The organism is Thioclava sp. NS-SX20 (assembly GCF_057380695.1).
On the sequence record NZ_JBXXRY010000002.1, the window covers coordinates 130,894 to 157,500 of the forward strand.

The following is a 26,607-nucleotide window of genomic DNA, read 5'->3' on the forward strand; positions in this document are numbered from 1 at the left end:
AGACTTTGCGTTTCCTCACAATTTTGTTCAGGAATTCTCGGGCCGCTTATGCTGCAACGCGGCGGTTGCATCCTTTCGCCAAATTCATAGTTTCGCCCCATCGGATCCGCGAAGGGGGCGGTTATCATGGATTTCAAAAACAAAACCGCAGACCGTTCGGTCGACGTACTCCTTGTTGGTGGCGGCATCATGAGCGCAACTTTGGGTGTGCTGTTGCATGAGCTGGAACCGGAATGGACAATCGAGCTGACCGAACGGCTGGATGAGGTCGCGTCGGAAAGCTCGAACGGCTGGAACAATGCCGGCACGGGCCACTCGGCGCTGTGCGAGCTCAACTATACGCCTGAAGCCGAAGACGGCACGATCAATATCGAGAAGGCGCTGTCGATTAACGAGCAGTTCCAGATTTCGCGCCAATTCTGGGCCCATCAGGTGCGGCAGGGCGTGTTGACCAATCCGCGCTCCTTTATCAACCGCACCCCCCATATGAGCTTTGTCTGGGGCGAGAAAAACGTAAATTTCCTACGCAAGCGTTATGAGGCGCTGGTGCGGAGCCCGCTTTTTGCCGGCATGAAATTCTCGACCGATCATGCGGAAATTTCCAAATGGGCACCGCTCATGGGCGAAGGGTTGAACCCCGACGAAAAAGTGGCGGCCACATGGGCCCCGCAAGGGACCGATGTCGATTATGGTGAAATTACCCGCCAATATATCCGCTTCCTTGAAAGCAGTCCGCGCTTCCAACTGAATACGGGCCGCACCGTGACCGGCATCCGCCGTCGCAAAGAGGGGGGCTGGCGCGTTGTGTGCACAAATTCGCATGGGGGCGACAAGCAGATCGTCGACGCGAAGTTTGTCTTCCTCGGGGCTGGGGGCGGTGCGCTGCCGCTGTTGCAGATGTCCGGCATTCCCGAGGCCCGCGAATACGCAGGGTTCCCCGTTGGCGGGTCCTTCCTTGTGTGCGAAAACCCCGACGTGGTGAACAAGCATAACGTCAAGGTCTATGGCAAAGCCTCGACCGGCGCCCCGCCGATGTCGGTGCCCCATCTCGACCGTCGGGTGATTGATGGCAAGGACATGCTGTTGTTCGGTCCGTTTGCGACCTTCTCGACCAAGTTCCTGAAGGAGGGGTCGCTGTGGGATCTGCCGTCCTCGATTACGCGGCGCAACCTTGTGCCGATGATGCAGGTAGGTGTGCATAACTTCAATCTGGTCGAATATCTGGCCGGTCAGCTGATGCTGTCGGAGAAAGACCGGATGAAAGCCCTACGTGCCTATTTCCCGCAAGCCCGTGATGAGGACTGGCACCTGTGGCAGGCCGGTCAGCGGGTGCAGATCATCAAGAAAGACCCGAAAAACGGTGGTCAGCTGAAACTCGGCACAGAGATCGTAGCCTGTGAGGACCGCTCGATTGCGGCGCTTCTTGGCGCATCTCCGGGCGCGTCCACGGCCGCTCCGATCATGCTCAAGCTGCTGGATCAGGTCTTCCCCGAGCGTGTCTCCAGCGCCGCATGGCAGGCCAAGCTGCGTGATATCGTGCCGAGCTACGGGCAATCTTTGCAAGACAGCCCCGATCTGATCGCCAGCGAATGGTCGGAGACCGGCAAGGTGCTTGAACTGCTGGATGCTCCTGTCGAGGACATCCGTAACTTCATCGATCAGTTCCTGATTTCTTCGGAAGCCGAGCTGAAAACGCAGGCGGCCTGACCCCCTGCCTGCGCGGCATAGCGTACCGGAACCCCCCGCCCTCCCTCCGGAAGGCGGGGATTTCCATATGCAGGCGCGCGTGATGTCCCACCCACCTGCCAGATCCGATGTGCGCCCCGCGCCATCCGGTCTTTTGTGCCAGGGAGGGCGGTTGATCCGCTGGCCTGCCTACCGAAGAGTCCCTTTAAAAATATGGGGTTGGGTCGGTTTGTCTGCGGGGCTGCGACTGACGTTCTATCAGGTATGCCCCCTGAAACCTATGCCGGAAATTCAGATATTTTACGACATAATGCTCTTGCGGTGCAAAGAAACTGTCGGTAGAAGCACCTTCAGGCGGGCGGTTAGCTCAGTTGGTAGAGCGCTTCGTTTACACCGAAGATGTCGGGGGTTCGAGTCCCTCACCGCCCACCATGTAAAACAATCACTTACATGATTATAGGACGCATTCAACGAAGCTTTATAAAGTTCCGTGAACCCAAAATCGTCGGATCCGTCAAAAATCAGAGAACTATCCGCGCCGAAGGTTCATGAAATCTAACGCCGCAACGGCATCTTGCATCTGGTTCGGCAGGAAGCACCCATAGACCCGATACGTTGCCGACACGTTCGAGCGGCCGAGCACCTGTGCGACCTTCTCGATCGGGATTCCCGCGCCGAGCATATCCTAAGCCCTGCGGTGTCACAAAGCTGCGGGCAATCCAAGACAAGTCTTAGTTCAGGATTCGCGAGGATCGTGACGCCGGACGTCCGTCCACTCAGATGGTCAAAGAGAGTCTTCCAATCGTCCGACAAACTTGGGGTAAGGGTATTGAGCGTACGCCTCGTCACTCCAACGCGTAACACGGAAATATACTCATTGAGCCACTTCTGGGCGTGCTTGGAAGATTTCAGCTTGCACCGTGCTGGTAACGGTTCTGTCGTACAGTATTGATCGGCAAAATATCGAAGCTCATCAATTTAAGCAGGAGAGTCCGCATTATCAGTTATATTTCCGGCCCAACGAAAAACTGCCGCGGCCTTGCGCAATGCCGCAACTTTGCGTGGCTGGACCGAGGTTGCCCAACACGCGCTATAAAGACCGGCATTCCAGCTTACGAGTAGGATTTGCGGCGTTAGCGGCGTATTACATGACTGATGGGTTTCAAGCATAGGGACGTCCTTTCTTCTATCGAAAGCAAGTGATGAAGAAGGGCGACCCTCAGGGCAGATATGCAGAAAGCGCAGTCAAATCGGCGATTGTTGCGTATTTTAGCTCAACGGGGCTGCCGGACCATTGAACCATGACCGGTATCCACAAGTGTCATTTTTTCGATTTAAGCATATAATTTTTGTGCCTTTTCTTGAGCGGGTCAGGCGCATTGAATGTCGGCGTTGTCGCCTCGAGTCATTTTTGATTTTTCCTTTCGTGGACAGCGTGCGCTGGACGAAAGCGATAAGATTTGCCTAAGCGAATAGAAGGGTGCTTCCCCGTTTTGAGCGCACGGTGATAATGGGAGGCATCAAGCTTCGTCTCTCGAATGACGGTCTCTCGCCATTCATCCATCGTCAGAAGGTCAGCGCAAAAAATGGCACGACCAAGATCTGTTGTGTCGACCCATTCCCTGATCGGATCGTTGACGCCGTCGATCGATAGAACTTCAAGGAGATCGAAAGACTTCGGTAGAGTGCTGACGTTTGGGTATGCCGAAGCGAGAATTGCGCGCACGGTGTCAGGGCCAAGCCGCCAGCGTTGACGTAACTCCTGTTGTGTGAAGCTTCTAAGCGTCTGACGCGATAAGGCGCGGGCATAGCTGCGCAAAGCTTCGCAGCTTCTATTGCAGCCTCTTTTTTGTGACGTGCGGCACATTCGCCGCTGCGTGAATCCGAGTGCTTCATAAGACCTCCTTTGCGCTGACAAGGAGGTGGGATCGTTCTGGACGTCTCAGAAATAGAAGCGGCGAATTCTGGCGGAGCTTTTCAAGTCCATGAGCAAAGAGCCGAGGACCTATTGTGCGATTGATCACCGTGGGGATAAACTCCGCGCGAAATACAACCTTGTGGAGACGGTCAGATCCTGACTAAAAGTACCGTAAATCTGGGTGTTTTTCGGCATTTTCAGAGGCTTGAAGGCGCTTTTGTCTTTTTGTCCAAAATCTAAAATTTGCTCTTGTATATCCGAGAGTTGGTCGGCTATACGGGTCAACGGAGACGTGGCCGAGTGGTCGAAGGCGCTCCCCTGCTAAGGGAGTATACCGGGAACGGTATCGAGGGTTCGAATCCCTTCGTCTCCGCCATTTAATTCAATAAAATCAATTACTTAACCCCTATGGGGCCATTTGTGCCACAAAATGTGCCACTTTTTGTGCCACATTTTTTCTGTGGATAATTTTATCGGCCCAGAAGATCGGCTTTGATATCCCGCCTGCAAAGGTGATCATGATGTCCGCCGACAGCTACAGCAAAGAGGTGGAATGCCGGCGCGCCAGTCGCCGGATGATCCTACAGTCCCGCAAGGAAAGTCGCGTAATGCTTGTGATCGTCAAGAGGGCGCCCCTGATGAAGGCGCCGACGTTTTTCAGTTGGTCAGAAGCTCCTTGGTGACGTTGATTGCTGTCGAGAGATCCAGCACTTGGATAACGGCACGCTGCATTTCCAATAGCATTGCACGATCTTTGCGCAGTGCCTCCGCGGCGGTGTCATATTGTTTAACGAGGTAAGGTGCTTCGCGTCCTACAATCAGCCTGTCATTCGTCTCGAACGGGACCATGGAGGTGCCCTCAGCGATGCGTCCTTCTACGGCTGCAAGCAACGCCTCGAGTTCTAAGACCACGGAAGAGCACAGCGCATAGCTGAGGCAAGAGCTGACGTTTCGCGTCTTTTCGCTTCTCCCCTCTTTTCAACACCCAAAGGGACAGCATCTTCATGCGCGACACCCAGTCTGCGCATGGAGATGCTGAGCCCGCCTCTTTTCTCTTTGATGCGCTCGGTGCTATTGGTTCCCGCAAGAATATTTTTAATCATGTTTTTATGGACTGACCTGCCCCCCGCATAAGAGACGTCGTTATGCACGTCTCATAGCTGGTCCGCCCAAGATCAGGCAGGCGGTGACAATCGGGTGGTTACTGAGAAACTCCACCGTAGTCGCCATCGCGAAACTCCCGCCCGATATCATTCAGGCGCGGAGTTGCAGCTTAACGGGTCATACAGAAGGTGGGGCCCAGACGCCGCTTACGGTCAAAGGCAGCAGTGCTGGCTGTGAACTACATTAAAAACGACGGGCCTTCGTCGCCTTTATTCGGAATCGGTGCGCTATCTATTGGTTCCGGAGTCACGCCTTCGACAAAGTAATCCAAAATAAATGCCTCAAAGGAAGATGCCCCTATTTCTTTGGCAAGGCGATTTGCCCCAATCAGCGATATTTCTTGGCATGCCGTCGCGAGCGGGACATCGGAGGCTTCCATGTTAAATATTTGAGAATCATGAATCTTTCGAGAAACAACTCGTGGCATGCCCACTTCCTCAAGTTGATACACCAGCTTTGGTAGGAAAGCGTGTCCGACACGTGTTGCAAATGGACTCACGTCAACTCGGTCGTTGATTATGCACTGATAAAGAACGTTTGCATCAGAAATGAGAGATGACAACTTATAGCTTATTACTCGTTCCAACTGGAAGAATCTCTCAACATCAACGTCAATTTGGGAAGCCCTTTGGAGGATACTTCTCATATCCAGCGTCCAGTTCTGAGACAGAACATGAAGGAACCTAACGGTATCTCTGTGATTACCCTCCCACGCCGCTGGCTTCAGACGGAGAAGCTTGTAAATAGTCGTGTCCCATTCTCTCGGCCTATTGGAGTTGAGATAAGAGAACCCGTTCCAATCGCCAGGCTGACTTTTCATGCTACGTGCGAGATTAAGCAAGAAGTTCGCATCACTATCGGAAAGAAGCCCTCCCGACTTAACCTTGCGGTAATTATCAGCTCCCAAGAGGTCATCCATCTCAGAATCGTAGTCACCAATTCGCGCCCTCTGACCGTCTGACAGGAAATCTTTATCTTTTTCGGCGTCCAATCCGCCCAATATCGATTCTGGAAAGTCAACCTCAAGCTGCGTGTCCTTGTCTTCCGGGGGCTTCTCAAGGATGTATATGTCACCCACGAAATGCTTGAACATTCGGCCGCCCCGACCGACGATATTCTTGTATGAAAAGCTGGACAGATTGCGCCCGCCGCTTTTGTTGTTCCATACGACAACGGTCTGTGCGCTCGTGTTGACGCCTTCAATTATTGAAGACGTTGAGGCAAGCACGTCCAATCCACCTTCTTTGAGATCAAATAGCTTTACTTGTAACTGAGACAAGCATCGATGCATTCTTCCATTGTGCACTCCGACATTGCGGGCAGCAAGATGCGGGAGATGCCAATCCCTCGAGTAATTCGTAGCCAGCCAGTTCGCAAAATCGAAGTGAATCCCTGAGGGATTTACAGGTCTTACCTTCCTGAACCACTTCGAGAGTTTGTCGATCTCCGTGTATGATCCTGCGTATATGAGAGTGTTTCCAGGGGCTCTGGAAAAAATCTCTTGAATTGCTGAAAACTTTTTGCTCGCATCCCTCTTAATCCCCCGGTGGAGGTTATGCTCTCTGAGGTAGACAGTGTTGAAATTTAGGAGCTCAACAAACTGCATACCTTCCGTAATTGGATTGTCATGCAGGCGGGAGATGTTGGGTGAAAGGAAGTATCGTTGCTTGGAAAGCGGCGAGAACTTCAAAGCCGCCTTGTATAACGCTGCGGACCTCTCTCTGTCGTGGGCTGAGCTTATCTTGTAGAACTCATCTATTATCAACAAATCCAAATTGTCGATTTTCCCCACATAAGAGAGTGCGCGCTCTTGAGGAAACACGTAGATCGTTCGATCTTTCAGTGTAGCATCCGTTGTCGTGACAATTCGATATAAACTGCCAAATCCTCGGTTCAACCTTCTCCGCATCTCATCCATCAGTGCGATCGTCGGAACAATGATCATCACAGTATTTGGCTTATTCTCAGCTATAAACGCATCTACAATTAAACTCTTTCCGAAGCTTGTTGGGGCGCTTACGGAAACACTCTTTCCTTCCAGAAGAAGACGCAGAACGCGGGATTGCTCTCGATGTAAGGTCAGCCTATTTTTTGGAGATAGCCCAATTTGGGAAGAAAATGCTCTTATCAAGAAACGCTGATCCCAACTCGAAGTCGAATGTTGCATGTAAGGATATAGGCCAGCTTCCCTCAGCATTTGATTTAGCAATTCAGGATACGGCTCTCCAGATCTGGACAAGGAGTCCAAAAGGAGAATTAATATGTTGCGCGCAGCCTTCTCTTGACCCTGCGCAAGAAAGTCGTTTGCCTTTTGGCAAGACTCAAAAATATCCATATTAAATACCTTGGTAGAACTCGACAGCCTTGGAGAATTTGTCGACAATCGCTTTCTTCTGCGGGACGGGTAGGAGTATCAAATGAAAGTGGACGTCCGCATATTTGTGAACTTCGTGCGATTTCTTGAATTGCTTCGAGAAATATCGCTCTGCTCTCTGGTGATGAAATTCCAAGATATTTTGGCGGTACTGGGTGGTCATTTCACGGGACGATCCAGTTATGCTACATTCATAAACCAAGAGGATGGGAATGTGAATCTTGGGCTTGAGGTAGTCGATTGAATTTGATGAGCTTAACGCTTGCTTGATTTTTTCAAGAACCGCGGCAGGTACGCCCAAAAGGTCAAGATCCTGAACGCTCGTAATGATCGAGTTTTCCTTCTTGAGTTTGTCAGTGCGCAATGATGTTAGCACGGAAGCAATCACGCTATCCAACCGTCCATCCTCGATGGAGTTATAGAACTTTGCTTCCCCAAACCAGATGGTAAAGTCGTCGCCATCTATGACGATGTGAACGCCATCCGAACCCTTTGCATTGTCTTGGCTATTTTGTTTGTAGAAGATCTTCGGGACCACGGGTAGGGCTCCATAGTGATCATTCATGATTCCGTATAGGATAATCTCTGCAATTTCGCTTCCCTCACCGATGGGGTCTTTATCAGTCAGTCTTAAATTTCTTGCAGCGGCTGTCAGCCCTGTCTGCGACTTGCCCGCAAGTGCATCTCGCTCGCGTTTTGACAGGGCTGTTAGTGCTACATGGTCCCAGATGAAATTATTAAACTTAGTTTCCATCCAGCGGCCATCTTCAAAGTCATTGAGCAGACTTAGCAAGGTATTCTGCGGAACGCCAAGGTCCTTGTGGTCGCAGAATGAACCAATTTCGTCACTAAACAAAATTTCAAAACTAATTGTCATTGCGTTCTACTCGATAGCTTCGACGGGCAAGCCTTCACAAAGCCCAAATTTATCGTCACTTTGCTTAAGTTGTTTGGAGGTTGCAATAGAAGCCCTTGAAGTGGCTCCACGTTGTGCGGCTTGTGAAGCATTTTTTCTGAACGATTTAAGGTTGAAGGCATCGGTCTAACATCGGCCATCTTTTCGGGTGAGCAGCATTATTCCACAGGGTCTTGATGGGCATGGGTGCACTGCAAAACTTGAATTGCTCTAAAGGCTGCAGCTTGCACGAATGACCGGTTCGTGGGAACTTCGGTGCCGCACACTTACGGTCACTCTGGATGGCGGCCTTAAGGCCCTCGGTATGCCTCGGGTGATCTGCGAGGTCTGCACACAACGATCCGCACGCTGAACGCGTGGGCCTTTGTCCCGATGCTTGTAATGTGCAGTAGATAGGCGCGAAATACCTACCGGTTGGCTGCATCCGGAGATGATCCAAGGAACTGGGCTAAATCGGCAAGCGCCTTTTAAGAAGATTTTGGACGGGCCGCCTTCCAATTGACAGCGCAAGATGTAGACTTGCGCCCAATGTTGGGGCCACAAGCGCGTATAGCCTCCTTTAAGGCTGCCGCGGATTTCCAAAAATATATTTCGGTAAACTGATGTGGGGATAAATGATTTCGGGATCGAGGAAGCTGGCATCTCAGCATCTGACAATACGCGTGCCTTGGCATGACGGAGGCTGGAATGGCCGCGTGTGCACCTCGCCATCAGCGAACACCTCTTGCCTCGTTTTAAGTCGAATAGCCGCGGGACGCCGTGAATACCAGCACGAGCAAAGTGGGCGATTATTCGAGGACTTGGATGCCTTGTAGCTACCACCTTGTGTTGACGAGCGGGTGAGCTTCATGGCTGATCACGATTTCGTTCTAAGGAAACAGCATCCGTATAAGGTGTCGAGCCCTCAGAGCCATGGTCATTTCGGCGAGACCACCCTTAGGCTCGAAGCTTATTCAGCCGCCTGCATTCCCTTCGGATGGATGCTGAAGTCCAACGTGGAAGGCGATGAAAAATCAGGGGTGGTCGGGAAGGCCACAGCCCTGCGCATCGGTTACGAGGCCGAACGCGAACCCTCGCTCTCCTTTGAGACAGCTTGGGTGCAAGATAAGACCAACCAACTCATCATGTTGGACACTTTCTTCGGCGCGGTGGAGCCCGAAAAATCCCTTTGCTTTTTTTACGCGAAGAAGACTCCCCTCTCCGAGAGCTCAAGCCGTGTCATCATTGGAGCAGCGCGCGTTAAAGGTATCGGTCAGTTCACAGAGTACGCGTACGACACGCCGGGGGAGCTGCGAGGCGTCCTTTGGGAACGGTGCGTTCGACATAGTCTGCGACCCGATGGAGCAGATGGGTTCCTAATGCCCTATTACGATGTGCTCGCCGCAGCAGACGCCGACGCTGGCCTCGCAATCGAAGAGTGCGTCGCGTTCGCGCCCGATGATCAATTCGATGCATTCTCCTACGGATCGGAGCATCTGGGCCATGATGGCGCCATAGCATCGCTGCTCGCTTGTGCTGCCGCTCTCAGGGCATCGGCAGACGTGATCGAGACGGACATTTCGACCGCGCTTACTTGGATTGACCGTGAAGTTTCCCGCCTTTGGACAGCAAGGGGAATCCATCCGGGGCTCGGTAGCGCACTGGCGGCATTTGGGCTCGAGCATGGGGCCCTGCTTGCTCACGAAATCGCGACGACCGGGAGCAAGGAAGGCGAAGTATTCGACGCGTTCTCGTTCATCGACGGGTTCGCCGCCGAGCCGAAATTATTCCCGCAGGCAGAGACCTTTGGCTTTGGCTCCACCTATCGCGAGAAGTGGAGGGGGCTGCCTAAACCTCGACGGCAGCTTCTCGACCTGATTGCTCGGTGCAGCCTTACCCCTGAACAAGCGCAAAGGGCCTATCAATCAAGTCAGCGAGCCTACTCAGAAGAGACTACGGATGCTGAGATCTTGACGAACCCATATTTGTTGTTTGAGCGCGACGAAGCTGCGGCTGATCGCGTGGCCTTTGGCATTGTAGACCGGGGCGTTTTTCCACCAGACGTGGTCCGCGTGAAGCGTCCGCTGCCGCCGGGCACGGCCATGACCGATGGTATCGACCGCCGCCGCGTGCGAGGGCTTGTGACCAACCTACTTGAGCGGGCGGTGCAGTTAGAGGGTCATACCCTGCTGCCTCGGACCTGGATCGTGCGACGCGCCCTTGCTGCCACCTTAGAGCCTCGCTGTGCGGTGGATGAAGATGTACTCGACATGGCGGCGGCCCATCTCGCAGAAACATTGGAAGAGGCTCAAACTTCGTCGCATGAGCCCGCGCTAAAATTAAGGCGCTACGGCTCGGCACGCACCGTGATTGCCAATGCAGTACGCAAGCGGGTGTATGGAAAACAACATGAATTATCTTTGGCTTGGCGTGCGCTCGTGGACGATGCCCTACCCGACATGGATACCAGCCCTAATGCCGAGACTGAAGAGTTGGCTCGAAAGGAGAAGACCGCCGCGCTTGAAGAACTTATGTCGAGGCGCTTTTCCGTGCTGATCGGACCCGCAGGATCGGGCAAAACTACGCTGCTTAAGGTTATCTGCGACCTCGCAGAGGTAAAGGCGGGCGGCGTCCTTCTGCTCGCTCCAACAGGTAAAGCGCGCGTTCGCTTGGAAGAGGCCACCGAGCGTCTGGGCGAAGGTATGACCCTGGCGCAATTCCTGCAACGTCATCAACGCTACGATGGATCGAGTGGTCGCTACTTCCGCAACCCAGACGCGCCACGCGAGAAAGGCTATCGCTCCGTGGTCGTAGACGAATGCTCGATGCTCACCGAAGATCAGCTCGCGGCGCTCATTGACGCAATTGAGGGTGTGGAAAGGCTTATTTTGGTCGGCGACCCCCGCCAACTGCCACCTATTGGGGCTGGCAGGCCTTTTGTCGACATTTGCAGGCATCTGGCGCCTGACGAAACAAAACCGATTTTCCCCAAGGTCGTCCGAGGATACGCCGAACTGACGATCATTGGACGGCAAAGAGGCCGCGACAGGGGGGACGTGCTGCTCGCCAGACAGTTCAGTGGTGAACCACTCGATGCGGGCGCGGATGAGGTTTGGGATGCTCTCCAGCTTGGTAAACTTTCGCACGTCCGAACTGCCCGATGGAATCTGCCCAGTGAGTTGGAGCCCGTACTCACGGAAGAATTAGTACGAGGCTTGAAACTGGCAAATGGATCGGATCAGCACGGTTTCGAACGGAGCATCGGTGGTAGCGATTGGGAAGGCCACATGTTGTTCTGGCCGCGGCGCGTTGGCGAGACCAAAGGCGGCGCTGCAGCGCAATCGCATGACTGGCAGATCCTGTCGCCAGTTCGTGCAGGTCTATCAGGCGTCGAAGCCATTAACTTAGCTGTCCAGAGGCGCTTCCGGAGCAAGGTCCGGGAAAGAGCATTGACGAGATATGCCAAGTTTCCAAAGCCCGCCGGGCCACAGGGCATTTTATGGGGCGACAAGGTCATCAATTTGAACAACAACGGCCGCCGACGGACATATCCGCGTCAAGAGCGGCCTTATATCGCGAATGGTGATATCGGCGTGGTAGTTGGGGGCTACAAGACAAAGAATATGAAATTTCGCCCTCGCGATCTCGAGATCGAGTTCGCGAGTCAGCCGGGAATAAAATTCACCTACTACGCAAGCGAGTTCTCCGGTCAGGAGAGTTCTCCCGATATTGAACTTGCCTATGCTCTGACCGTACACAAGACTCAAGGAAGCCAGTTCGGACAATCGTACCTCGTCCTCCCTCGCAACTGCCGACCGCTCTCTCGAGAGCTGCTCTACACCGCCATCACTCGCCACAAAGACGAACTCATTATTCTTCACGAAGAGGAGCTGGGAGCGCTACGACGCTACGCAGATCCGTCCGCGTCTGAGATCGCACGAAGAATGACTGATCTTTTCAATGATCCGGGCCCGGTTGAGGTCAAAACAAGCTCGGGGCCCCGATTTCTCGACCAGAACCTTCTTCATCGCACGAGTAGGGGCGAATTCGTCAGATCGAAGTCTGAACTTGCCATTGCCGAGAAGCTGCATGGCATGGGCATCGCTTACGTTTATGAGAAGCCGGTGCAATTGGACGGCAAGACTCGTTGGCCAGACTTCACCATTGCCGATGACGAGTCTGGCGTCACATACTACTGGGAGCACCTCGGAATGCTGTCTGACCCGCAATACGCTGCGCGCTGGAAGACGAAACGAGCCGCCTATCTCGCCGCTGGAATACGGCCGATCGAAGAGAGTGCAAGTGGGGATGTTCTGATCGAGACACGCGAAATTGCCGGTTCAGGACTTGACATGACTGAGGTGGAACGACTTGCCAAGCTGATATTACTCTAAGGTTTTTCTGGTTGAATTACTGCGATTGCAGCAAGGTTGCGTTGAATGTATCTTCGCTCCCCAACAAAATCTGCCGTTAAGGCAATCATTCGCGCAAGATCTCTTCTTTCGGACGTTTGCCTCTTAGCCTACAGGTGCCGGCAAGGGGGGGCGAGCCTAATGAGGAAATCGATGCGGTTTAATGATCAAGATGGGATCGTGGAGATGAGACAGTTATCTAAAAGTGCGATTAGAACCTCTTAGCAACCAAAGAATGTCGTGTAGTGGTGGCAGCGTTCCGCGCATTACTAAAATCGGTCTTCCCAGTATTGCTGCACTATGCGACGAAAAGCCGTTATCAGAATGCGGCACCGCAGCGAAAAAGAACTTGGCGAAGGTCTGTTGTGGGTCGAATTTGACAAGCACGATTGGGGCACGATCAAATTCATCCTGATCACACTCAGGTTTGCAGCAGCTTCTCGCGCATTTCCGTCCAAGATCTTGCCGCGGAGTCCCCGTCTGCCAATGACCGATAGGCCTCTCCTGCCGCTTGGGACTTGTGGCCAAGATGTGCGGAAATGATATTGGCAGCGGTATCAGGGTCATACCAGCGCATGGTGTCTGCGACCAGCGTGCGCAGATCATGCGCGGGCACTCCGATGGCCTCCTTGATCAATGCGCTCGGCCATGCACGTCCCGGCGCCTTGGCGGTCGCGGCCCTCGTGATGGGCCCCCGCGCCGCCGCATGGCCGCTTCGAGCCCGGACTGATTGATGCTGCGCACGAAGTGAATGTCTGTTAACCAAGCTCCTAACAGACTGATTTTTGGAACAGGACCGCATGCACCCAAATATTAAGCGACGTTTTCTGCCAAAGTGGGGAACCACCTACGGCCCCTCAGGAGAGGGCAAATTTCCGGGCCTCTTGATCCTTCATGGCTCCGAAGGCGGTGTTTCAGGATGGTCTCATCGAACGGCTGCAATGCTCGCAGCGGACGGTTTTTTATGCTACCCGCACAGTTACTCAAAAGGCGGCAACGCATGGAATGCAGGCCACATCGAAGACGTAGAACTTACCGAAACCGTCAGTGCTCTTTCAGCTCTTAGAAACTTCGAGGCATGCAACGGGAAAGTTGCCGTTTATGGCGTATCACGCGGAGCAGAACATGCTTTGCTCTTGGCCAGCTTGATGGGCGAGGAAGATATGCTAGGCCAGCCCGATGCCGTGGCGTGCTTGGCCGCTCCGGACGTTATCTGTGGCGCGTTCGATGCGCGCGGTTTTCGAGATAGCGGCGATCCGGGCTGGCAGGCGTGGGACCCGTCTCGGCGCGCTTGGACATGGAACGGATCGTCTGACAAACTCTTACCGTCGGAGCGGATTAAAATAGAGTGCTACGCTCGCCCGCTTTTCCTATCAGTTGGGCTAAAAGATCTGACTTGGTCCCCGGAAATGACAAAAAGACTACATAAACGAAGAGAAGCCAATGGCTTACCTGTTGAAGCCCACTACTATGAGCACGAGGGACATGTTCCCGGGAGTGAAGGTGAGAATCACCACCACGAACTGCTGTTGTCTTTTTTGCAGCGATCTTTGGGGTAGTAGCATCACAAGGTCGTCGAAGAGCAGGCGCTGACGTATCCGCGACGAAAGCACACTTTGTCCGCACTGCCGGCATCGGGCCACCGGGTCATGCTGCACAGTGCCGCGAATGGCCGGTTCGGTGAGCTGCGTCGCCGCGTAGACCGGCCCGATGAATGACCGCAGAGGGCCGATCGCGTCGATACGGTGTCGCGGCCCTCGTGATGGGGACCCGCGCCGCCGCATGACCGCTTCGAGCCCTTATCTGCATGTTGAAATCGCGGAAATTTCACGGCCCAACCAATTCAGATAACCGCTGATCGCGACCTCGTCCCGTTTGCAGTAGGACCATTTCAGGTGTTTTTGAACCGAGATGAAGCCCGCCTGCCGGAGAATATCCAGATGCCTGCTGGCGGTGGGTTGGGCGACAGCTAGCGCTTCGGAAATCAGCGTCATGCAGACGCCGAACTCCACCGGATCGGCGGACCACTGGTGGCCGAAGTGCTTTCCCGGCTCGGCTAAGAGCCGAAGGATGCGCAGTCGCGGCTTGCTTGCCATAGCCCGGATTTGTGTTGATCTGTCCATGTTTATCATCATATCGTCAATTAGCTAAATGACAATATGAGTTGCTGAGATGCTGGAACTGCCGAATACTACGCTCATCGAGGGCAATGCCGTCCGCTGGGGCAGGATCGGGGACGGGCCACCACTTGTCGCGATCCACGGAACCCCGTTTTCTTCGCAGGTCTGGCGCAGGATCGTACCGGAACTTGCCGACCGCAGAACGGTCTACTACTTCGATCTGGTGGGATATGGCTTGTCCGAGATGCGTGAGGGGCAGGATGTGTCACTCGCCGTGCAGAACAGGGTTCTTGCTGCATTATTTGAGGACTGGGGCCTCGAACGCCCCGACGTTCTGGCACATGACTTCGGTGGGGCGACGGCACTGCGCGCGTGGTATCTGAACGGGCTGCGCTATGCCTCGCTGACGATCTTCGATGCGGTTGCTCTAGCGCCCTGGGGTTCGCCCTTCGTCCAGCATGTACGCAGACATGAAGCAGCATTCACAGGAATGCCGGACTACATGCACAAGGCGCTGCTGAGCGCCTATCTACAGACGGCAGCGCATAAACCGTTGTCTGATGAGGCCCTGGAAATATACAGCGCACCGTGGCTCGGTTCGGTGGGACAGGCAGCGTTCTACCGGCAGATCGCCCAGATGGACCAGCGGTTCACGGATGAAGTCGAAGCGCTCTATGACCGTCTGGAATGCCCGGTCACCGTGCTTTGGGGGCTGAAAGATAACTGGATCCCATATGAGAAGGGCACAGCGCTTGCCACCTTAATCTCGGGGCATCCCGTGGTTCCAGTCCCCGAGGCCGGACATCTGGTACAGGAAGATAGGCCTGAGGTTCTGGTGGCGGCGGTTCTGAAAGGCCTTAAAGATAGCTGACCGGCCGCTGTGTCCGCATTGCCGACATCGGGCTGCCGAGTCACGCTGCATGATGCCACGGACGGCCGGTTTGGAGAAGCTGCGTCGCGGCGAAAGCCAACCCGGCGAACGTCCGCAATGGGCCGATTGTGTTGAAGAACTCGGGCGGCTCCAACACGGCACGGAACTCCAGAACGCCTGTTCTAACTTGGAGCTAAGATGCTGCGCCAGAGCGGAAAGTCTGACATCCACCAGAACGAAATTCTCGTCGGAGCCCTGTGATTGCTCGGTGAGGGAGTTTTTCAACACAATCGGCCAAACGCGTCGATAGGGTGACGCGGCCCTTGTGATGGGGCCGCCGCGCCGCCGCATGACCGGTTTGAGCCCGTTGCGGTCATTGCTCGGCAAATACATTGCAGGTAAAAGCTCCGAGATAAAGATCAGTTGAAGGCTAAACGTATGAAGGCCCTATCTATTGTTGCCCCCGGCGGAGCCAGAATTGCGTGTGGCGAAAAAACACTAGAGGTCAGGCGATGGGTTCCAGATCTTCAGCCTGACGAAGATCTCTTGATCGTTGAAAATTCTCGTTTTCTGCACATTGACGACGAAGAGGATCAAGATGGGAAGGCGGTTGCGGTCGTGAGGGTTGCTTCTGTGAGGCCCTTCCGCAGCACAGACATCGCAGCGGCTTGCGCCAGCTACTACGAAGACGGTTGGCTGGCATGGGAACTCACGAACCTCCGCCCGATATCATGTTCGCTGCCCGTGCTCGCCGCGAGGGGAATCTATGAAGTGCCCGTCGATTTGCAAATGCTGTGAACGCCCACTTCGCCCCGCTGCGCGGAACTTCAGATAGCCAGGGACTGCTGTCACGCGGCGAAAGGCGGCTTCGTCCCGCATTGCCGACATCGGGCTGCCGAGTCACGCTGCATTATGCCACGGACGGCCGGTTTGGGGAAGCTGCGCTCCAGCGGAGCCAGCTTGGCGAATGTCCGGACAGGGCCGAAAGTTTCCCATCTTTCGGCATTTCATCTTGGCGCGTAGCGCCAAGATAGTCCCTAAGGGCAATAGAGAAAAGTCGTAAGCGTTGCATCTGAACCCTCCTAAAGGGGCTTTATTCCCTTTAGGGGGGACTTTTCTCTATTGTCCTGAGGGGCTATCTTGGCGCTACGCGCCAATAGGAAATGCTGAAAGATGGGAAACTTTCGGCCCATCGCGGACATTGGCCATAGCCAGAGTCTCTGCAACGCGGCATCCGAAAAGCAGACCTTGGGTACTTTCAAAGTATTTCGAGTGGGCGCGAAGACCAAAGTTAGTTGCGGACGCCATCAATACGAGTCAAGCTTATTGGATTATAATCTCGGGTCTTTTCCGGCTAACCGTAAGCCTTAATGCTTTGGAGTTTTTTGCTTTGGCGCCCGCTCTACGAAGAAGGACATAAAACGATGGTGGCGGCTGGTGGCTACATTCTGCGGGTACCGAAGCAAAGGAGAGAGTTGCTGCTCAACGAAGCCGAACACGGCGGTTCGTTTTATTCGCCGAAACCTTTTGTCTCGGAGCCTGTTTCGCGCTTCGATCACAGCCGTCGCGCGCCGCTTGCCGTCTTCGCGTCCTTCGAGGATGGCTTCATTACTCACATCGCCGGCGGACGAAAAGGACAGTCAGCGGGCACAGGCCTCGTCCGGCTGAATCTCGAAGAACTCCAACCGCTGAAGCGACCCGTGAGCTTCGATGAGATCCTTGCTGGTATCGACATACGCGTTGCCCGGCACGTCAAGCAGCGCCTGGAAACAGGCGGCCTGCTCCCGCCGAAGTCGCTCGGCGCATTTGTTGATCGTATCACGCAACTCGATGAGACCGTCAGCCCACGCCTGGCGCGCTATTCCGAGCGCCGTGCCCAAGCGCTGCGGTGGCTCGAGCCCCGTGCCCGCGAAAACCTCGCCTACCAGAAGGAAACGCTCGGCCTCGCACTCGAGATTGCTGGCATGTCGCGAGACGACCTTTTGGCGTGGACCCCGACGGACGCTTCACAGCAATCCTTCCTTGATGGACTGCCGGGCGCACAGGTTCGGGAAGATGCTATGCTTTTGTCCGACTTCTCGACCGTGCCGGGCTTTGAAGCTATGGGCGAGACCACCCACTACGGCTCGAAGGTGTTCGCGAGCGAAGAGGATTCGTCGAAGCGGTTGACGGTGATCATGGCCAACCGTTTGCCCCTCGAACAACAGACCGGCGCCGACCTCATCTACTTCAACGAAGCTTACCGCAGCTTCGTGATGGTCCAATATAAGGCGATGGAGAAGCGCAAAGACGAGGTGGAATTTCGTTGGCAGGCGAAGGATCAGTTCTGCGACGAAGTTCAGCGGATGGAAACCCTACTGGCCGAGCTCAGGAAGCTCCCAAGCGGTGGCCACCCTGATGGGTTCCGCTTCTCGGACAATCCGTTTTTCCTAAAGTTCTGTCCGCGCGTCGTCTTCAACCCCGACGACAAGGGACTCTTCAAGGGTATCTATCTGCCTCTCGATTTATGGAAACGAGCGGATGCCGCTGGTCTGTTCAAGGGACCGCGCGGCGGCAAGGTTCTGACCTTCAAGAACGTCGGTCGTCGAATCAACAATTCGGAGTTTGTCGGGCTCGTAGCCGGATCGTGGGTAGGCACGTCGATAGAGCAATCCGCTGTACTCAGCGAGATTGTCCGGCAGGTGCTGGAAACCGGGAAGACCGTCACGATCGCCATCAAGCACACCTCGCCTCCTCACGCGTCCGAAATGGAGGCCGCTGAATGAGCAATACTCAGAAGCTTGCAATTCGCCTACTTCGAGATCGCCTCGCCCCCGCTGACGCAGTGCGCGACGGTGTAGACCTAACACCATGGGACAAGCTGGAAGGCGCACTCATTTCATTGGCAACGCTCGGCGGCGGCGCACCGAAATGGGCGGGGTTTCTCGCACTGTCAGAAGACGAGAAGAAGAAGGTTTTCAACCACACAGCCTTCGGACTCGTGTTCGTCCAGGCGTCAGGGCGCTGGTTCGCCGTGTCTTTTGGTATGGGTCACGTCAAGCTTGATCCTGCGGCGTTCGAGCAGGATTTTGGGCTTCGGGTCGTCCTCAACTCGGTTGACCCGAAGCAGTTAAAAAGCGCGGACGTTCGGACACCGGATGAGAATACCCTTTCCCGCCGTACGCAGACCAGCCGGGGCTCCGATCAGACTGCCTTCGCCATCGACATCGAGCGTGACCTTGTCCGTGGTCTGGCGGGGACGCCCAAGGATGCAGGCTTCGGCTCCTATGTGGCGGGGACCGACGGCCTGACGCTCAACCGAAAGCTTGAGATTGCGGAACTCGCCAAGGCTTGCGCGGACGCGTATGCAATCTACCAGAAGACCGACTACAAGACCGACTTCGGATGGATCGACCAGATTCGCCACATCCGCGAGCAAGAATTGATCGACAAGCTGGACGCCAAGCTGGTTGAAGCTTTGGCGAAGGCGGTTGACGAAGGCGAGGCCGACGGTATTCACCTCGCGTTTCCGGTCATTTACGACCCTGAGAAATCAAGCCTCATCCGCTACAAGGGTTTTCGCAGCTGGCAGCTTTATGCCGACCTCGACTTGCCCGGTTACCTCGACGCATTGAAGGAGCGCGAGAAAGCCGGCTATTCGGACGAGGACCTCCGCAATCACACCGTCCACGAAGTCGATGATGATGGCCACGACTGTGGTGGGAAGTGGAAGTTGCGGGAATGCATCGTGTTCGAAACAGAACTCGATGGCTCGACCTACGTCTTCTCTGGAGGCCGCTGGTACCAGATCGACCAGAACCTCGCCAAAGAGGTACAGGAGTTTTTCGACACGACAAGCAAGGTCGACATGCCTGCCGCTGAGGCTGACGAGACAGAAGAGACCTACAACAAGCGTGTCGCCGGTCTGGATGCGGACATGATCTGCTTAGACCGTCGGCTCATCAAGCCAACAGGTGCTGCGAGCAAGATCGAAGCTTGCGACTTTCTCGGCCGTGAGCGTCAACTGATCCACGTTAAGGACAAGACGTCCTCGTCTCGACTCAGTCACCTTTTCAGCCAAGGGACCGTCTCCGCACGTGTCCTCGCGACCGACCCACCGTCGCGCGACAGCGTTCGGAACGAAGTGATCGCAGTCCAGGCTGAAACCGGACAGACCGGCTACCAGGACATCATTCCGAATTCCGGGAATGACTTCACCCGTGGTGATTTCACCGTCGTCTACAGCGTCATTGCTGCATCTGATAAGCCGAAACTCCCCTTCTTCAGCTTGGTGTCGTTCCGCCAGGCTGCGCGCGAATTGCACGCGCTCGGCTACAAATGGGCTTTCGCCTGGATCGAGAAGCCGAAGTCTGGCGCAAAGGCGAAAGCCAAACGATCCAAGAAAGCCGCTGAAGAGGATGCGGAGGTTATAGAATAACCGAAAGACTAAACCCCACCACCCCAAGGCAGTAGGCAAGTAACCTAAGGCCCTCAAGCGCGGTCCTCACACAACATATTCTCAACATGTACTAACTAAATTCTGGTTCTCTTGACGCACTGCAGTCATTCGTGACAAGCGCGGCGAACGTCCGCCTTCCGCCCATGCTGTTGAAAAAGTCTTTGTTGCGCTGCCGGAAGTCTTTCGTTTCACTCGACTATGAGAGGACGGGAGGATTTCGGCGTTATGGGCAGGCAAGAAGCACCGGCGCAGCTGTTTTACGATTTCGATCTGGAGCGCCAGGTCCCTGCCAATCACATGCTGACCGGCGGTCTTCAACCGCGGCTTCATTGGTGCCCAAAATTTTTCATCCGTGAATTTGGAGACCAAGCGACAGCCTGAAGCCGTCGCTATTCATCTTCCCTGTCAGAACGATAACGCAATCAAAATCTATGGGTTAGCAGCATCCGCATCCGCCTCTTCAGACTTGGGTTCTTCTGCATCATCGGTATATCGCTCAAGCGGACAGTTCCAAGGTAAGAGCTTGTGGTAATCCGCCAATGGAGTCTTGGCCCGAAGCTTTTCGAACACCCATTGCAGATAGGCATAAGGTTCGAGACCGTTCAGCTTACAGGTTCCCAGTAGGCTCGACAGAATGGCCCAGATCTCACCGCCAATCAGCGAGCCTGCGAACAGAGAATTCTTCCGGATCAGCGCCAGAGGCCGAATAACATTTTCCACTGGATTATTGTCTATTTCGACACGGCCATCGGCGAGGAATACTTTCAGGCCTTCGCGCAGCTTCATGGCATAGTTGATGGCCTCGCCCAGCAGCGAGTTCATCATGATCTCAGTGCTTAAAGCCTCGAGATCTTTGAATAGCGCATCGACTATAGGGGCGCTTTGACGGGCGCGCTCTGCTTGGCGCACAACCTGCGGCTGACCTTTCAAACCTCGTTCGATTGCGAACAAGTCGTCGATGGTTTCCACGATTTCGAACGCCTTCTCCGATTTACCGCTTTTCCAGGCCTCATAGAATTTGCGGCGGACATGTGCCCAGCAATAGGCAAGAACTATTGGACGACCATCACGGTCCGCTGCGGTTAGGCGCCTGTATCCAGCGTAGCCGTCGACTTGCAGCGTTCCGGCGAAATTTCCGAGGAAACTCTCGCCATGAATGCCCTCACGTGTCTGGGCAAACCGGAACGCCACTGCTGGAGGCCGATTGCCTTTCCAGCGTCGGTCATCGCGGGTCATCGCCCACATATAGGCAGTTTTCGTCTTTCCCAATCCTGGGGCCTGCAAAGGGGCCCTCGTCTCATCCATGAACAGTTTTCCGGATTGCCGTAGATCAGATATCAGTAGTTCGTACAGGGGCCGCAAAACGTCACCCGTCCGCTTGGCAAGTCTCCAGAGCGTGGATCGGTTGATCTTCAAACCGCTCCGTCCAAATATTTCTTGCAGCCGATAATGTGGCAGAAAATCCGCAAATTTCGAAATCACGGCAGCAAGGGACATCGTGTCGTCGAAACGGGAATAATCGAACACCCGCTCCGGCGCTTTCGCCTGAAAAAACGTGCTACATTTTCGACAGCAATATTTTGGATATACTTCTTTAATTACATATACTTCTGCAGGCTTATAGGCGAGCCTCTCGACCCTTTGTTCCCCAGCCAACGAAGCGCCCCAGTTGCACCCGCACTGCGGCCCGTCTTTAGGCTCAATGACGATCGTCTCCCGCCGAAGATGAGCAGGTTCTAATACCTTCTGACGCCCGCGCTTGCCACGAGCCTTTTTGAGTTCCGAGTTTTCTTGGGGAGCATCATCATTCGCACTATCCTCGGCGTCGTCCTCCGGTTCATCAGATGCAAGCGCCTGAGGCGGATCTCCAGTGGACTCATCTGGCTTCCGCTTGGGTGTTTTTTCAGAGGCTTGGCCAAAATTCATGGCCTTTAGCTTTTCAATGATCTCTGCCTGGCGCCTGACTTCGGCGCGCAAAGTCTTGATTTGTGCAGTCGCCGTCGAGAGCCGCGCCTGAAGGACGACCATTTCGCGATCACGCGCCAGATCATGAGTGGATATGGCCGATGCAGCTTTTTGGACAGAACTGTCCTGATGGCCCGCAAGTAGCTCGCAGGCCTCTTGTATTGCGTCCATGGATTTAAACATCCCGATCGGGCGGCAACTTGGCCGCAAACGGCATAAGTCGAGCCGCGCGTTCAGACGAACGCGACGCTTGACTTCTCGAACCTGCGGGGGGATGGTATAGGTATCGCACGGCGCGATTTTCGAGGCCCTTTGGATTGCAGTCCGGGGCCTCAACCTATTTCAGAGCCCTGTCATCTGATATCTAGGGCATCGTCATCTCCAGTATCCATAAACCTGCTTGGCCAAAGCTGCTCGCGCGGCACGCCGATCTTCTCGGCAACCGCTCGCTCGACCCTCGCCGACCTGCATGTGCCGGCAACCACTCCGGCTACGGTGCTCCGCGTCAGACCAAGCTCACGCCCGACGGCCGCCATCGATGATCCGGCAATCCGCAGCTGGGATTTGACAAACTCTCGTTCAGCGATCGTGGTCATGGAGCCTCTGCCTCACATGTTGGGTCATTCCACTCGATTCTGTAGCGTCGAATCCAGCCGGTCAAGGATAAATATTGCTTAAAATTCATATTTTTCAACACCTTATGCCAAGAGTAAAACGCTCATATGCTACTCGGCCATTCCGCATTTCCCGCTTTCATCACCCACTAGGCGACTGCCCTAAAGGTTGCCGGTTGCGCCTATCTCTACACAGTTTATCATCGCGCCAAACCTAAGGCGGGCCCCTAAATGATTACCGGTACAATCAAAAATCAGATCGATCAGATCTGGAACGCATTCTGGTCCGGAGGCGTCTCGAACCCGCTTTCCGTGATCGAGCAACTGACCTTCCTGATGTTCATCAAGCGGCTCGACGATCTCCACACCGTCGAAGAGCGCAAGGCCGAAGACCTCGGCCTTCCGATGGCTCGCCGCATCTTCCCCGAGGGCAAAAACGACAAAGGCGAGCCCTATGACAATCTCCGCTGGTCCCGCTTCAAGCATTTCGAAGCCCGCGAGATGATGCGCATCGTCGACGAACATGTCTTCCCCTTCCTGCGTCAGCTGGGTGAGGAAGGCTCGTCCTATGGCACCCATATGAAGGACGCGCGGCTGGGTTTTTCCAACGCCAACCTCCTCGCCAAAGTGGTGCAGCTCCTTGACGACATCCCGATGGACGACCGCGACACCAAGGGCGATGTCTACGAATATATGCTGGGCAAGATCGCCAGCGCCGGCACCAACGGCCAGTTCCGCACTCCCCGCCATATCATCGAGCTGATGGTCAACCTCATGGCCCCGCAGCCCAGTGACACGATCTGCGATCCGGCGGCGGGCACCTGCGGCTTCCTTGTCGCGGCGGGCGAATATCTGCGCGACCATCACCCCCAGATTCTGCGCAGCAAGGACAGCCGCGAGCATTTCCACAACCACATGTTCCACGGCTTCGATTTCGACGCGACCATGCTGCGGATCGGCGCGATGAACATGACCTTGCACGGTGTCGAGAATGCCGATGTCTCCTATCGCGACAGCCTCGCGCAGGAGCATGGCGAGGATGCGGGCGACTATTCCCTTATCCTCGCCAACCCGCCCTTCGCCGGATCGCTCGATTACGAGACCACGGCCAAGGATCTGCTGAAGATCGTCAAAACCAAGAAGACCGAACTGCTGTTCATGGCGCTGTTCCTGCGGCTCTTGCGCATCGGGGGCCGTGCGGCGGTGGTCGTGCCGGACGGGGTGCTCTTCTCCGCCTGTATAAGCCCTGCGAGACCATCCATTCCTTTCCGGAAGTCGACAGGCTGGCTGGCGAGATAGATTTTGAAGTTTCCAGCAGGCGCAAACATCTATCCGCGCTCCAGCGTCTGGATAAGAATGACCAGATCGTTCAAAGGATAGTTGGCCGGAAGCGTCAGATTGACGACTTCTCCGCTGAGCGTGATGACGCTTTCGGGCGCCGCATCCCCTGTCGGTAGAGGTTCGTCATTCTGGACCAAAATCTCCGAGAATAGCGGCTCGGCAGAGTTGTCTTCCGGCGCGGAAGCGGCAACCCGCCCCTTCGCGACATCATCGCGCCATTTGTACACGAGGGATTTGGAAACCCGGCATTCCTCTCGCACTTCCTCGACGCTCAGTTGACCTGTTTCGATTTTCTCGCGTATAAATCTTTTGAAGCTCGGCGGCCAAACGCGACGGCCTCCTGGATGCAACTCGATCGCAAAGCCATAGTGGTTCCGAATCTTTGGAAAGTCATTCATGCATGATACCTCGTGTTTCGAGGATCCTAGCAGAGTGACGAGGGGAGAGATTTGCCCCTTAGAAGGGTTCAAATGCAACGCTTACGAAAAGTCCCCCCAAAAGGGAATAAAGCCCCTTTAGGAGGGTTCAGATGCAACGCTTACGGAATACCTAGGCACGCACGAAGAGCATCCGGCTGTGACACAGGCGGACATGACGCTCCATCCTACTCAGGAGTTGGAGCCTCCGGCAAACCCGGGACGGTTCAGACAGCCGTCGCGCTGAAGTCAATATAGGGTGTTGCCTTGCCGCCATTTTGTTGCGGACAATAGAAGCCGCATCAGCCTGGCTCTCTCGCGCTCGGAGGCCTTGCGCTCATCCGCCAATTCGCGTGCGCGCGCCAGACGTTCGCGCAGGTCTTCGCTGTCCTCACCGATGTAGCGATCGATATCGATCGGATCGTGCTGACGCCTGATGCGTCTGGCGATGGTCTTTCGATCGATTTGCACGGAGCGTTCGGCGGATTACTTCAACTTGCGTCAGCTCAGGAGGAGGCACGCACGCAAACGTCCGCGCAGTCTTGCGACGTACGGCTGGAAGATTTTGATATTGCTAGATAATTAGTCTTGGTTGCGGGAGTAGGATTTGAACCTACGACCTTCAGGTTATGAGCCTGACGAGCTACCGGGCTGCTCCATCCCGCGTTATTGTTTGTCTCGTTTGGGGGGTGTTATCGTTATATAGAGATGATTGACGCTCTTTGCTAGGTTTGGCGGTGACCTACTCTCCCACGTCTTAAGACGCAGTACCATTGGCGTGTTGGCCCTTAACGGCCGGGTTCGGAATGGGACCGGGTGTATAGCCAGCGCTATGACCACCAAACCGAGTAAAGAGCGTGCAAGTCAAGTTGTATGCATGATTTTGATCTGTAGGAGTGTCTGTCTACTACTGGATCAAATCAAGCCAATCGGGCAATTAGTACTGGTCAACTGAATGCATTGCTGCACTTACATCTCCAGCCTATCGACGTGGTGGTCTTCCACGGCCCTCAAGGGATACCTAGTTTTGAAGGGGGCTTCCCGCTTAGATGCTTTCAGCGGTTATCCTGTCCGGACATAGCTACCCAGCACTACCGTTGGCACGATAACTGGTCCACCAGTGGTCCGTTCACCCCGGTCCTCTCGTACTAGGGGCAACTCTTCTCAAGTATCCTACACCCACGGCAGATAGGGACCGAACTGTCTCACGACGTTCTAAACCCAGCTCACGTACCTCTTTAAACGGCGAACAGCCGTACCCTTGGGACCTGCTCCAGCCCCAGGATGAGATGAGCCGACATCGAGGTGCCAAACGGTGCCGTCGATATGGACTCTTGGGCACCATCAGCCTGTTATCCCCAGAGTACCTTTTATCCGTTGAGCGATGGCCCTCCCACTTGGGACCACCGGATCACTATGGCCGACTTTCGTCTCTGCTCGACTTGTCAGTCTCGCAGTCAGGCAGGCTTTTGCCATTGCACTCAACGACCGATTTCCGACCGGTCTGAGCCCACCTTCGCGCGCCTCCGTTACTCTTTGGGAGGCGACCGCCCCAGTCAAACTACCCGCCACACAGGGTCCCGGATCCGGATAACGGACCGCGGTTAGACATCAAGAGTGCGAAGGGTGGTATCTCAAGGATGCCTCCACCGGAACTGGCGTTCTGGTTTCAAAGGCTACCACCTATCCTGCACATCACAATCCTGATGCCAGTGTGAAGCTGTAGTAAAGGTTCATGGGGTCTTTCCGTCTAACCGCGGGTAGTGTGCATCTTGACACACAGTTCAATTTCGCTGAGTCCACGTTTGAGACAGCGGGGAGATCGTTACGCCATTCGTGCAGGTCGGAACTTACCCGACAAGGAATTTCGCTACCTTAGGACCGTTATAGTTACGGCCGCCGTTTACCGGGGCTTCAATTCAGAGCTTGCACCCCTCCTTTTAACCTTCCGGCACCGGGCAGGCGTCAGACTGTATACGTCGCCTTACGGCTTCGCACAGCCCTGTGTTTTAAGTAAACAGTCGCCACCCCCTAGTTTGTGCCCCCCACCACTAGTTGCCTAGCGATGGGGCCTCCTTCTCGCGAACTTACGGAGGCATTTTGCCGAGTTCCTTAAACGTGGTTCTCTCAAGCGCCTTGGTATTCTCTACCAGTCCACCTGTGTCGGTTTCGGGTACGGTCTTATAGAGAGGCTATTTCCAGGGACCTGTAGGCTGCCCACACAATCCGATAAGTGTGAACAACGGTTCAGATCCGTCACCATCTCACGGCCCAGGAATATTAACCTGGTTCCCATCGACTACGCCTTTCGGCCTCGCCTTAGGGGCCGGCTTACCCTGCTCAGATTAGCTTTAAGCAGGAACCCTTGGACTTTCGGCGACAGGGTCTCTCAC

General features: G+C 54.8%; 17 protein-coding genes, 3 tRNA genes, 2 rRNA genes and 1 pseudogene (1 of these 23 only partly in view). 10 read left to right on the forward strand and 13 right to left on the reverse strand.

What is annotated here, in order from left to right; genetic code table 11:
- The first annotated feature begins 126 nt into the window (after positions 1 to 126).
- Positions 127 to 1,707, forward strand: a complete 1,581-nt coding sequence (mqo, locus tag AC2ISB_RS14280) for a malate dehydrogenase (quinone) (RefSeq protein WP_486576986.1) — start codon at positions 127 to 129, stop codon at positions 1,705 to 1,707.
- Between the two features lie 335 nt (positions 1,708 to 2,042).
- Positions 2,043 to 2,118, forward strand: a tRNA-Val gene (locus AC2ISB_RS14285).
- 973 nt (positions 2,119 to 3,091) lie between these two features.
- On the opposite strand, the gene AC2ISB_RS14290 is transcribed toward AC2ISB_RS14285, so the two are convergent.
- Positions 3,092 to 3,505 (reverse strand): hypothetical protein, encoded by a 414-nt coding sequence (locus tag AC2ISB_RS14290; protein ID WP_486576987.1) that lies wholly within the window; start codon positions 3,503 to 3,505, stop codon positions 3,092 to 3,094.
- Between the two features lie 385 nt (positions 3,506 to 3,890).
- Here AC2ISB_RS14290 and AC2ISB_RS14295 point away from each other — a divergent pair.
- Positions 3,891 to 3,980: transfer RNA gene (locus AC2ISB_RS14295), tRNA-Ser, on the forward strand.
- 281 nt (positions 3,981 to 4,261) lie between these two features.
- Here AC2ISB_RS14295 and AC2ISB_RS14300 read toward each other — a convergent pair.
- From AC2ISB_RS14300 to AC2ISB_RS14310, 3 genes are all read right to left on the reverse strand, one after another.
- Entirely contained in the window at positions 4,262 to 4,453 is a 192-nt protein-coding gene (locus tag AC2ISB_RS14300; RefSeq protein ID WP_486576988.1) for a hypothetical protein, read from the reverse strand.
- A gap of 493 nt (positions 4,454 to 4,946) precedes the next feature.
- Complete coding sequence (locus tag AC2ISB_RS14305; protein ID WP_486576990.1) at positions 4,947 to 7,103, reverse strand: DEAD/DEAH box helicase; 2,157 nt, start codon at positions 7,101 to 7,103, stop codon at positions 4,947 to 4,949.
- A 1-nt stretch (position 7,104) separates the two neighbouring features.
- Positions 7,105 to 8,019: a HamA C-terminal domain-containing protein gene (locus AC2ISB_RS14310; RefSeq protein WP_486576991.1), complete on the reverse strand. Its 915-nt coding sequence runs from the start codon at positions 8,017 to 8,019 to the stop codon at positions 7,105 to 7,107.
- An 887-nt stretch (positions 8,020 to 8,906) separates the two neighbouring features.
- Between AC2ISB_RS14310 and AC2ISB_RS14315 the strand changes: the two genes are divergently transcribed.
- Complete coding sequence (locus AC2ISB_RS14315; protein ID WP_486576992.1) at positions 8,907 to 12,431, forward strand: AAA family ATPase; 3,525 nt, start codon at positions 8,907 to 8,909, stop codon at positions 12,429 to 12,431.
- A gap of 439 nt (positions 12,432 to 12,870) precedes the next feature.
- Here AC2ISB_RS14315 and AC2ISB_RS14320 read toward each other — a convergent pair whose 3' ends face one another.
- The gene (locus AC2ISB_RS14320) at positions 12,871 to 13,065 is read right to left on the reverse strand and encodes a hypothetical protein (protein ID WP_486576994.1); all 195 of its coding nucleotides are present in this window, start codon (positions 13,063 to 13,065) and stop codon (positions 12,871 to 12,873) included.
- A 169-nt stretch (positions 13,066 to 13,234) separates the two neighbouring features.
- On the opposite strand from AC2ISB_RS14320, the gene AC2ISB_RS14325 reads away from it, so the two are divergent.
- Positions 13,235 to 14,008, forward strand: a complete 774-nt coding sequence (locus tag AC2ISB_RS14325; protein WP_486576995.1) for an alpha/beta hydrolase family protein — start codon at positions 13,235 to 13,237, stop codon at positions 14,006 to 14,008.
- Between the two features lie 240 nt (positions 14,009 to 14,248).
- Here AC2ISB_RS14325 and AC2ISB_RS14330 read toward each other — a convergent pair whose 3' ends face one another.
- Entirely contained in the window at positions 14,249 to 14,545 is a 297-nt protein-coding gene (locus tag AC2ISB_RS14330) for an ArsR/SmtB family transcription factor (RefSeq protein ID WP_486576996.1), read from the reverse strand.
- 76 nt (positions 14,546 to 14,621) lie between these two features.
- Between AC2ISB_RS14330 and AC2ISB_RS14335 the strand changes: the two genes are divergently transcribed.
- The 4 genes from AC2ISB_RS14335 to AC2ISB_RS14350 all read left to right on the forward strand — a co-directional run bounded on the left by AC2ISB_RS14335 (position 14,622) and on the right by AC2ISB_RS14350 (position 19,857).
- Positions 14,622 to 15,440: an alpha/beta fold hydrolase gene (locus tag AC2ISB_RS14335; protein ID WP_486576997.1), complete on the forward strand. Its 819-nt coding sequence runs from the start codon at positions 14,622 to 14,624 to the stop codon at positions 15,438 to 15,440.
- Between the two features lie 438 nt (positions 15,441 to 15,878).
- Positions 15,879 to 16,238: an ASCH domain-containing protein gene (locus AC2ISB_RS14340; protein ID WP_486576998.1), complete on the forward strand. Its 360-nt coding sequence runs from the start codon at positions 15,879 to 15,881 to the stop codon at positions 16,236 to 16,238.
- 626 nt (positions 16,239 to 16,864) lie between these two features.
- The gene (locus tag AC2ISB_RS14345; RefSeq protein ID WP_486577000.1) at positions 16,865 to 18,205 is read left to right on the forward strand and encodes a hypothetical protein; all 1,341 of its coding nucleotides are present in this window, start codon (positions 16,865 to 16,867) and stop codon (positions 18,203 to 18,205) included.
- On the forward strand, positions 18,202 to 19,857 hold the full coding sequence (locus AC2ISB_RS14350; protein WP_486577001.1) for a DUF6119 family protein: 1,656 nt from the start codon (positions 18,202 to 18,204) through the stop codon (positions 19,855 to 19,857). The genes AC2ISB_RS14345 and AC2ISB_RS14350 overlap by 4 nt, the downstream gene beginning before the upstream one ends.
- Before the next feature lie 450 nt (positions 19,858 to 20,307).
- Here AC2ISB_RS14350 and tnpC read toward each other — a convergent pair whose 3' ends face one another.
- Both tnpC and AC2ISB_RS14360 read right to left on the reverse strand, forming a co-directional pair.
- Positions 20,308 to 22,014 (reverse strand): IS66 family transposase, encoded by a 1,707-nt coding sequence (gene tnpC / locus AC2ISB_RS14355; RefSeq protein ID WP_486577002.1) that lies wholly within the window; start codon positions 22,012 to 22,014, stop codon positions 20,308 to 20,310.
- Positions 22,015 to 22,196: 182 nt separating this feature from the next.
- On the reverse strand, positions 22,197 to 22,439 hold the full coding sequence (locus tag AC2ISB_RS14360) for a helix-turn-helix domain-containing protein (protein ID WP_486577003.1): 243 nt from the start codon (positions 22,437 to 22,439) through the stop codon (positions 22,197 to 22,199).
- A gap of 249 nt (positions 22,440 to 22,688) precedes the next feature.
- On the opposite strand from AC2ISB_RS14360, the pseudogene AC2ISB_RS14365 reads away from it, so the two are divergent.
- Positions 22,689 to 23,693 (forward strand): annotated as a pseudogene (locus AC2ISB_RS14365) (type I restriction-modification system subunit M); the annotation flags it as partial.
- Positions 23,694 to 23,785: 92 nt separating this feature from the next.
- On the opposite strand, the gene AC2ISB_RS14370 reads toward AC2ISB_RS14365, so the two are convergent.
- From AC2ISB_RS14370 to AC2ISB_RS14390, 5 genes are all read right to left on the reverse strand, one after another.
- Positions 23,786 to 24,196, reverse strand: a complete 411-nt coding sequence (locus AC2ISB_RS14370) for a hypothetical protein (protein ID WP_486577004.1) — start codon at positions 24,194 to 24,196, stop codon at positions 23,786 to 23,788.
- Between the two features lie 267 nt (positions 24,197 to 24,463).
- A complete protein-coding gene (locus tag AC2ISB_RS14375; protein WP_486577005.1) occupies positions 24,464 to 24,685 on the reverse strand; it encodes a hypothetical protein in 222 nt (73 codons plus the stop codon).
- Positions 24,686 to 24,803: 118 nt separating this feature from the next.
- A tRNA-Met gene (locus AC2ISB_RS14380) sits at positions 24,804 to 24,880 on the reverse strand.
- A 63-nt stretch (positions 24,881 to 24,943) separates the two neighbouring features.
- Positions 24,944 to 25,058 (reverse strand): 5S ribosomal RNA (rrf, locus tag AC2ISB_RS14385).
- A 72-nt stretch (positions 25,059 to 25,130) separates the two neighbouring features.
- Positions 25,131 to 26,607: ribosomal RNA gene (locus AC2ISB_RS14390) — 23S ribosomal RNA — on the reverse strand (it continues 1,354 nt past the right edge of the window).

What these genes read in the sequence shown, in the direction of transcription:
- mqo (WP_486576986.1), top strand. Translation starts at nt 127, where the DNA reads ATGGATTTCAAAAACAAAACCGCAGACCGTTCGGTCGACGTACTCCTT.
- AC2ISB_RS14300 (WP_486576988.1), bottom strand. Translation starts at nt 4,453, where the DNA reads ATGGTCCCGTTCGAGACGAATGACAGGCTGATTGTAGGACGCGAAGCA.
- AC2ISB_RS14305 (WP_486576990.1), bottom strand. Translation starts at nt 7,103, where the DNA reads ATGGATATTTTTGAGTCTTGCCAAAAGGCAAACGACTTTCTTGCGCAG.
- AC2ISB_RS14310 (WP_486576991.1), bottom strand. Translation starts at nt 8,019, where the DNA reads ATGACAATTAGTTTTGAAATTTTGTTTAGTGACGAAATTGGTTCATTC.
- AC2ISB_RS14315 (WP_486576992.1), top strand. Translation starts at nt 8,907, where the DNA reads ATGGCTGATCACGATTTCGTTCTAAGGAAACAGCATCCGTATAAGGTG.
- AC2ISB_RS14330 (WP_486576996.1), bottom strand. Translation starts at nt 14,545, where the DNA reads ATGGCAAGCAAGCCGCGACTGCGCATCCTTCGGCTCTTAGCCGAGCCG.
- AC2ISB_RS14335 (WP_486576997.1), top strand. Translation starts at nt 14,622, where the DNA reads ATGCTGGAACTGCCGAATACTACGCTCATCGAGGGCAATGCCGTCCGC.
- AC2ISB_RS14340 (WP_486576998.1), top strand. Translation starts at nt 15,879, where the DNA reads ATGAAGGCCCTATCTATTGTTGCCCCCGGCGGAGCCAGAATTGCGTGT.
- AC2ISB_RS14345 (WP_486577000.1), top strand. Translation starts at nt 16,865, where the DNA reads ATGGTGGCGGCTGGTGGCTACATTCTGCGGGTACCGAAGCAAAGGAGA.
- AC2ISB_RS14350 (WP_486577001.1), top strand. Translation starts at nt 18,202, where the DNA reads ATGAGCAATACTCAGAAGCTTGCAATTCGCCTACTTCGAGATCGCCTC.
- tnpC (WP_486577002.1), bottom strand. Translation starts at nt 22,014, where the DNA reads ATGGACGCAATACAAGAGGCCTGCGAGCTACTTGCGGGCCATCAGGAC.
- AC2ISB_RS14360 (WP_486577003.1), bottom strand. Translation starts at nt 22,439, where the DNA reads ATGACCACGATCGCTGAACGAGAGTTTGTCAAATCCCAGCTGCGGATT.
- AC2ISB_RS14370 (WP_486577004.1), bottom strand. Translation starts at nt 24,196, where the DNA reads ATGAATGACTTTCCAAAGATTCGGAACCACTATGGCTTTGCGATCGAG.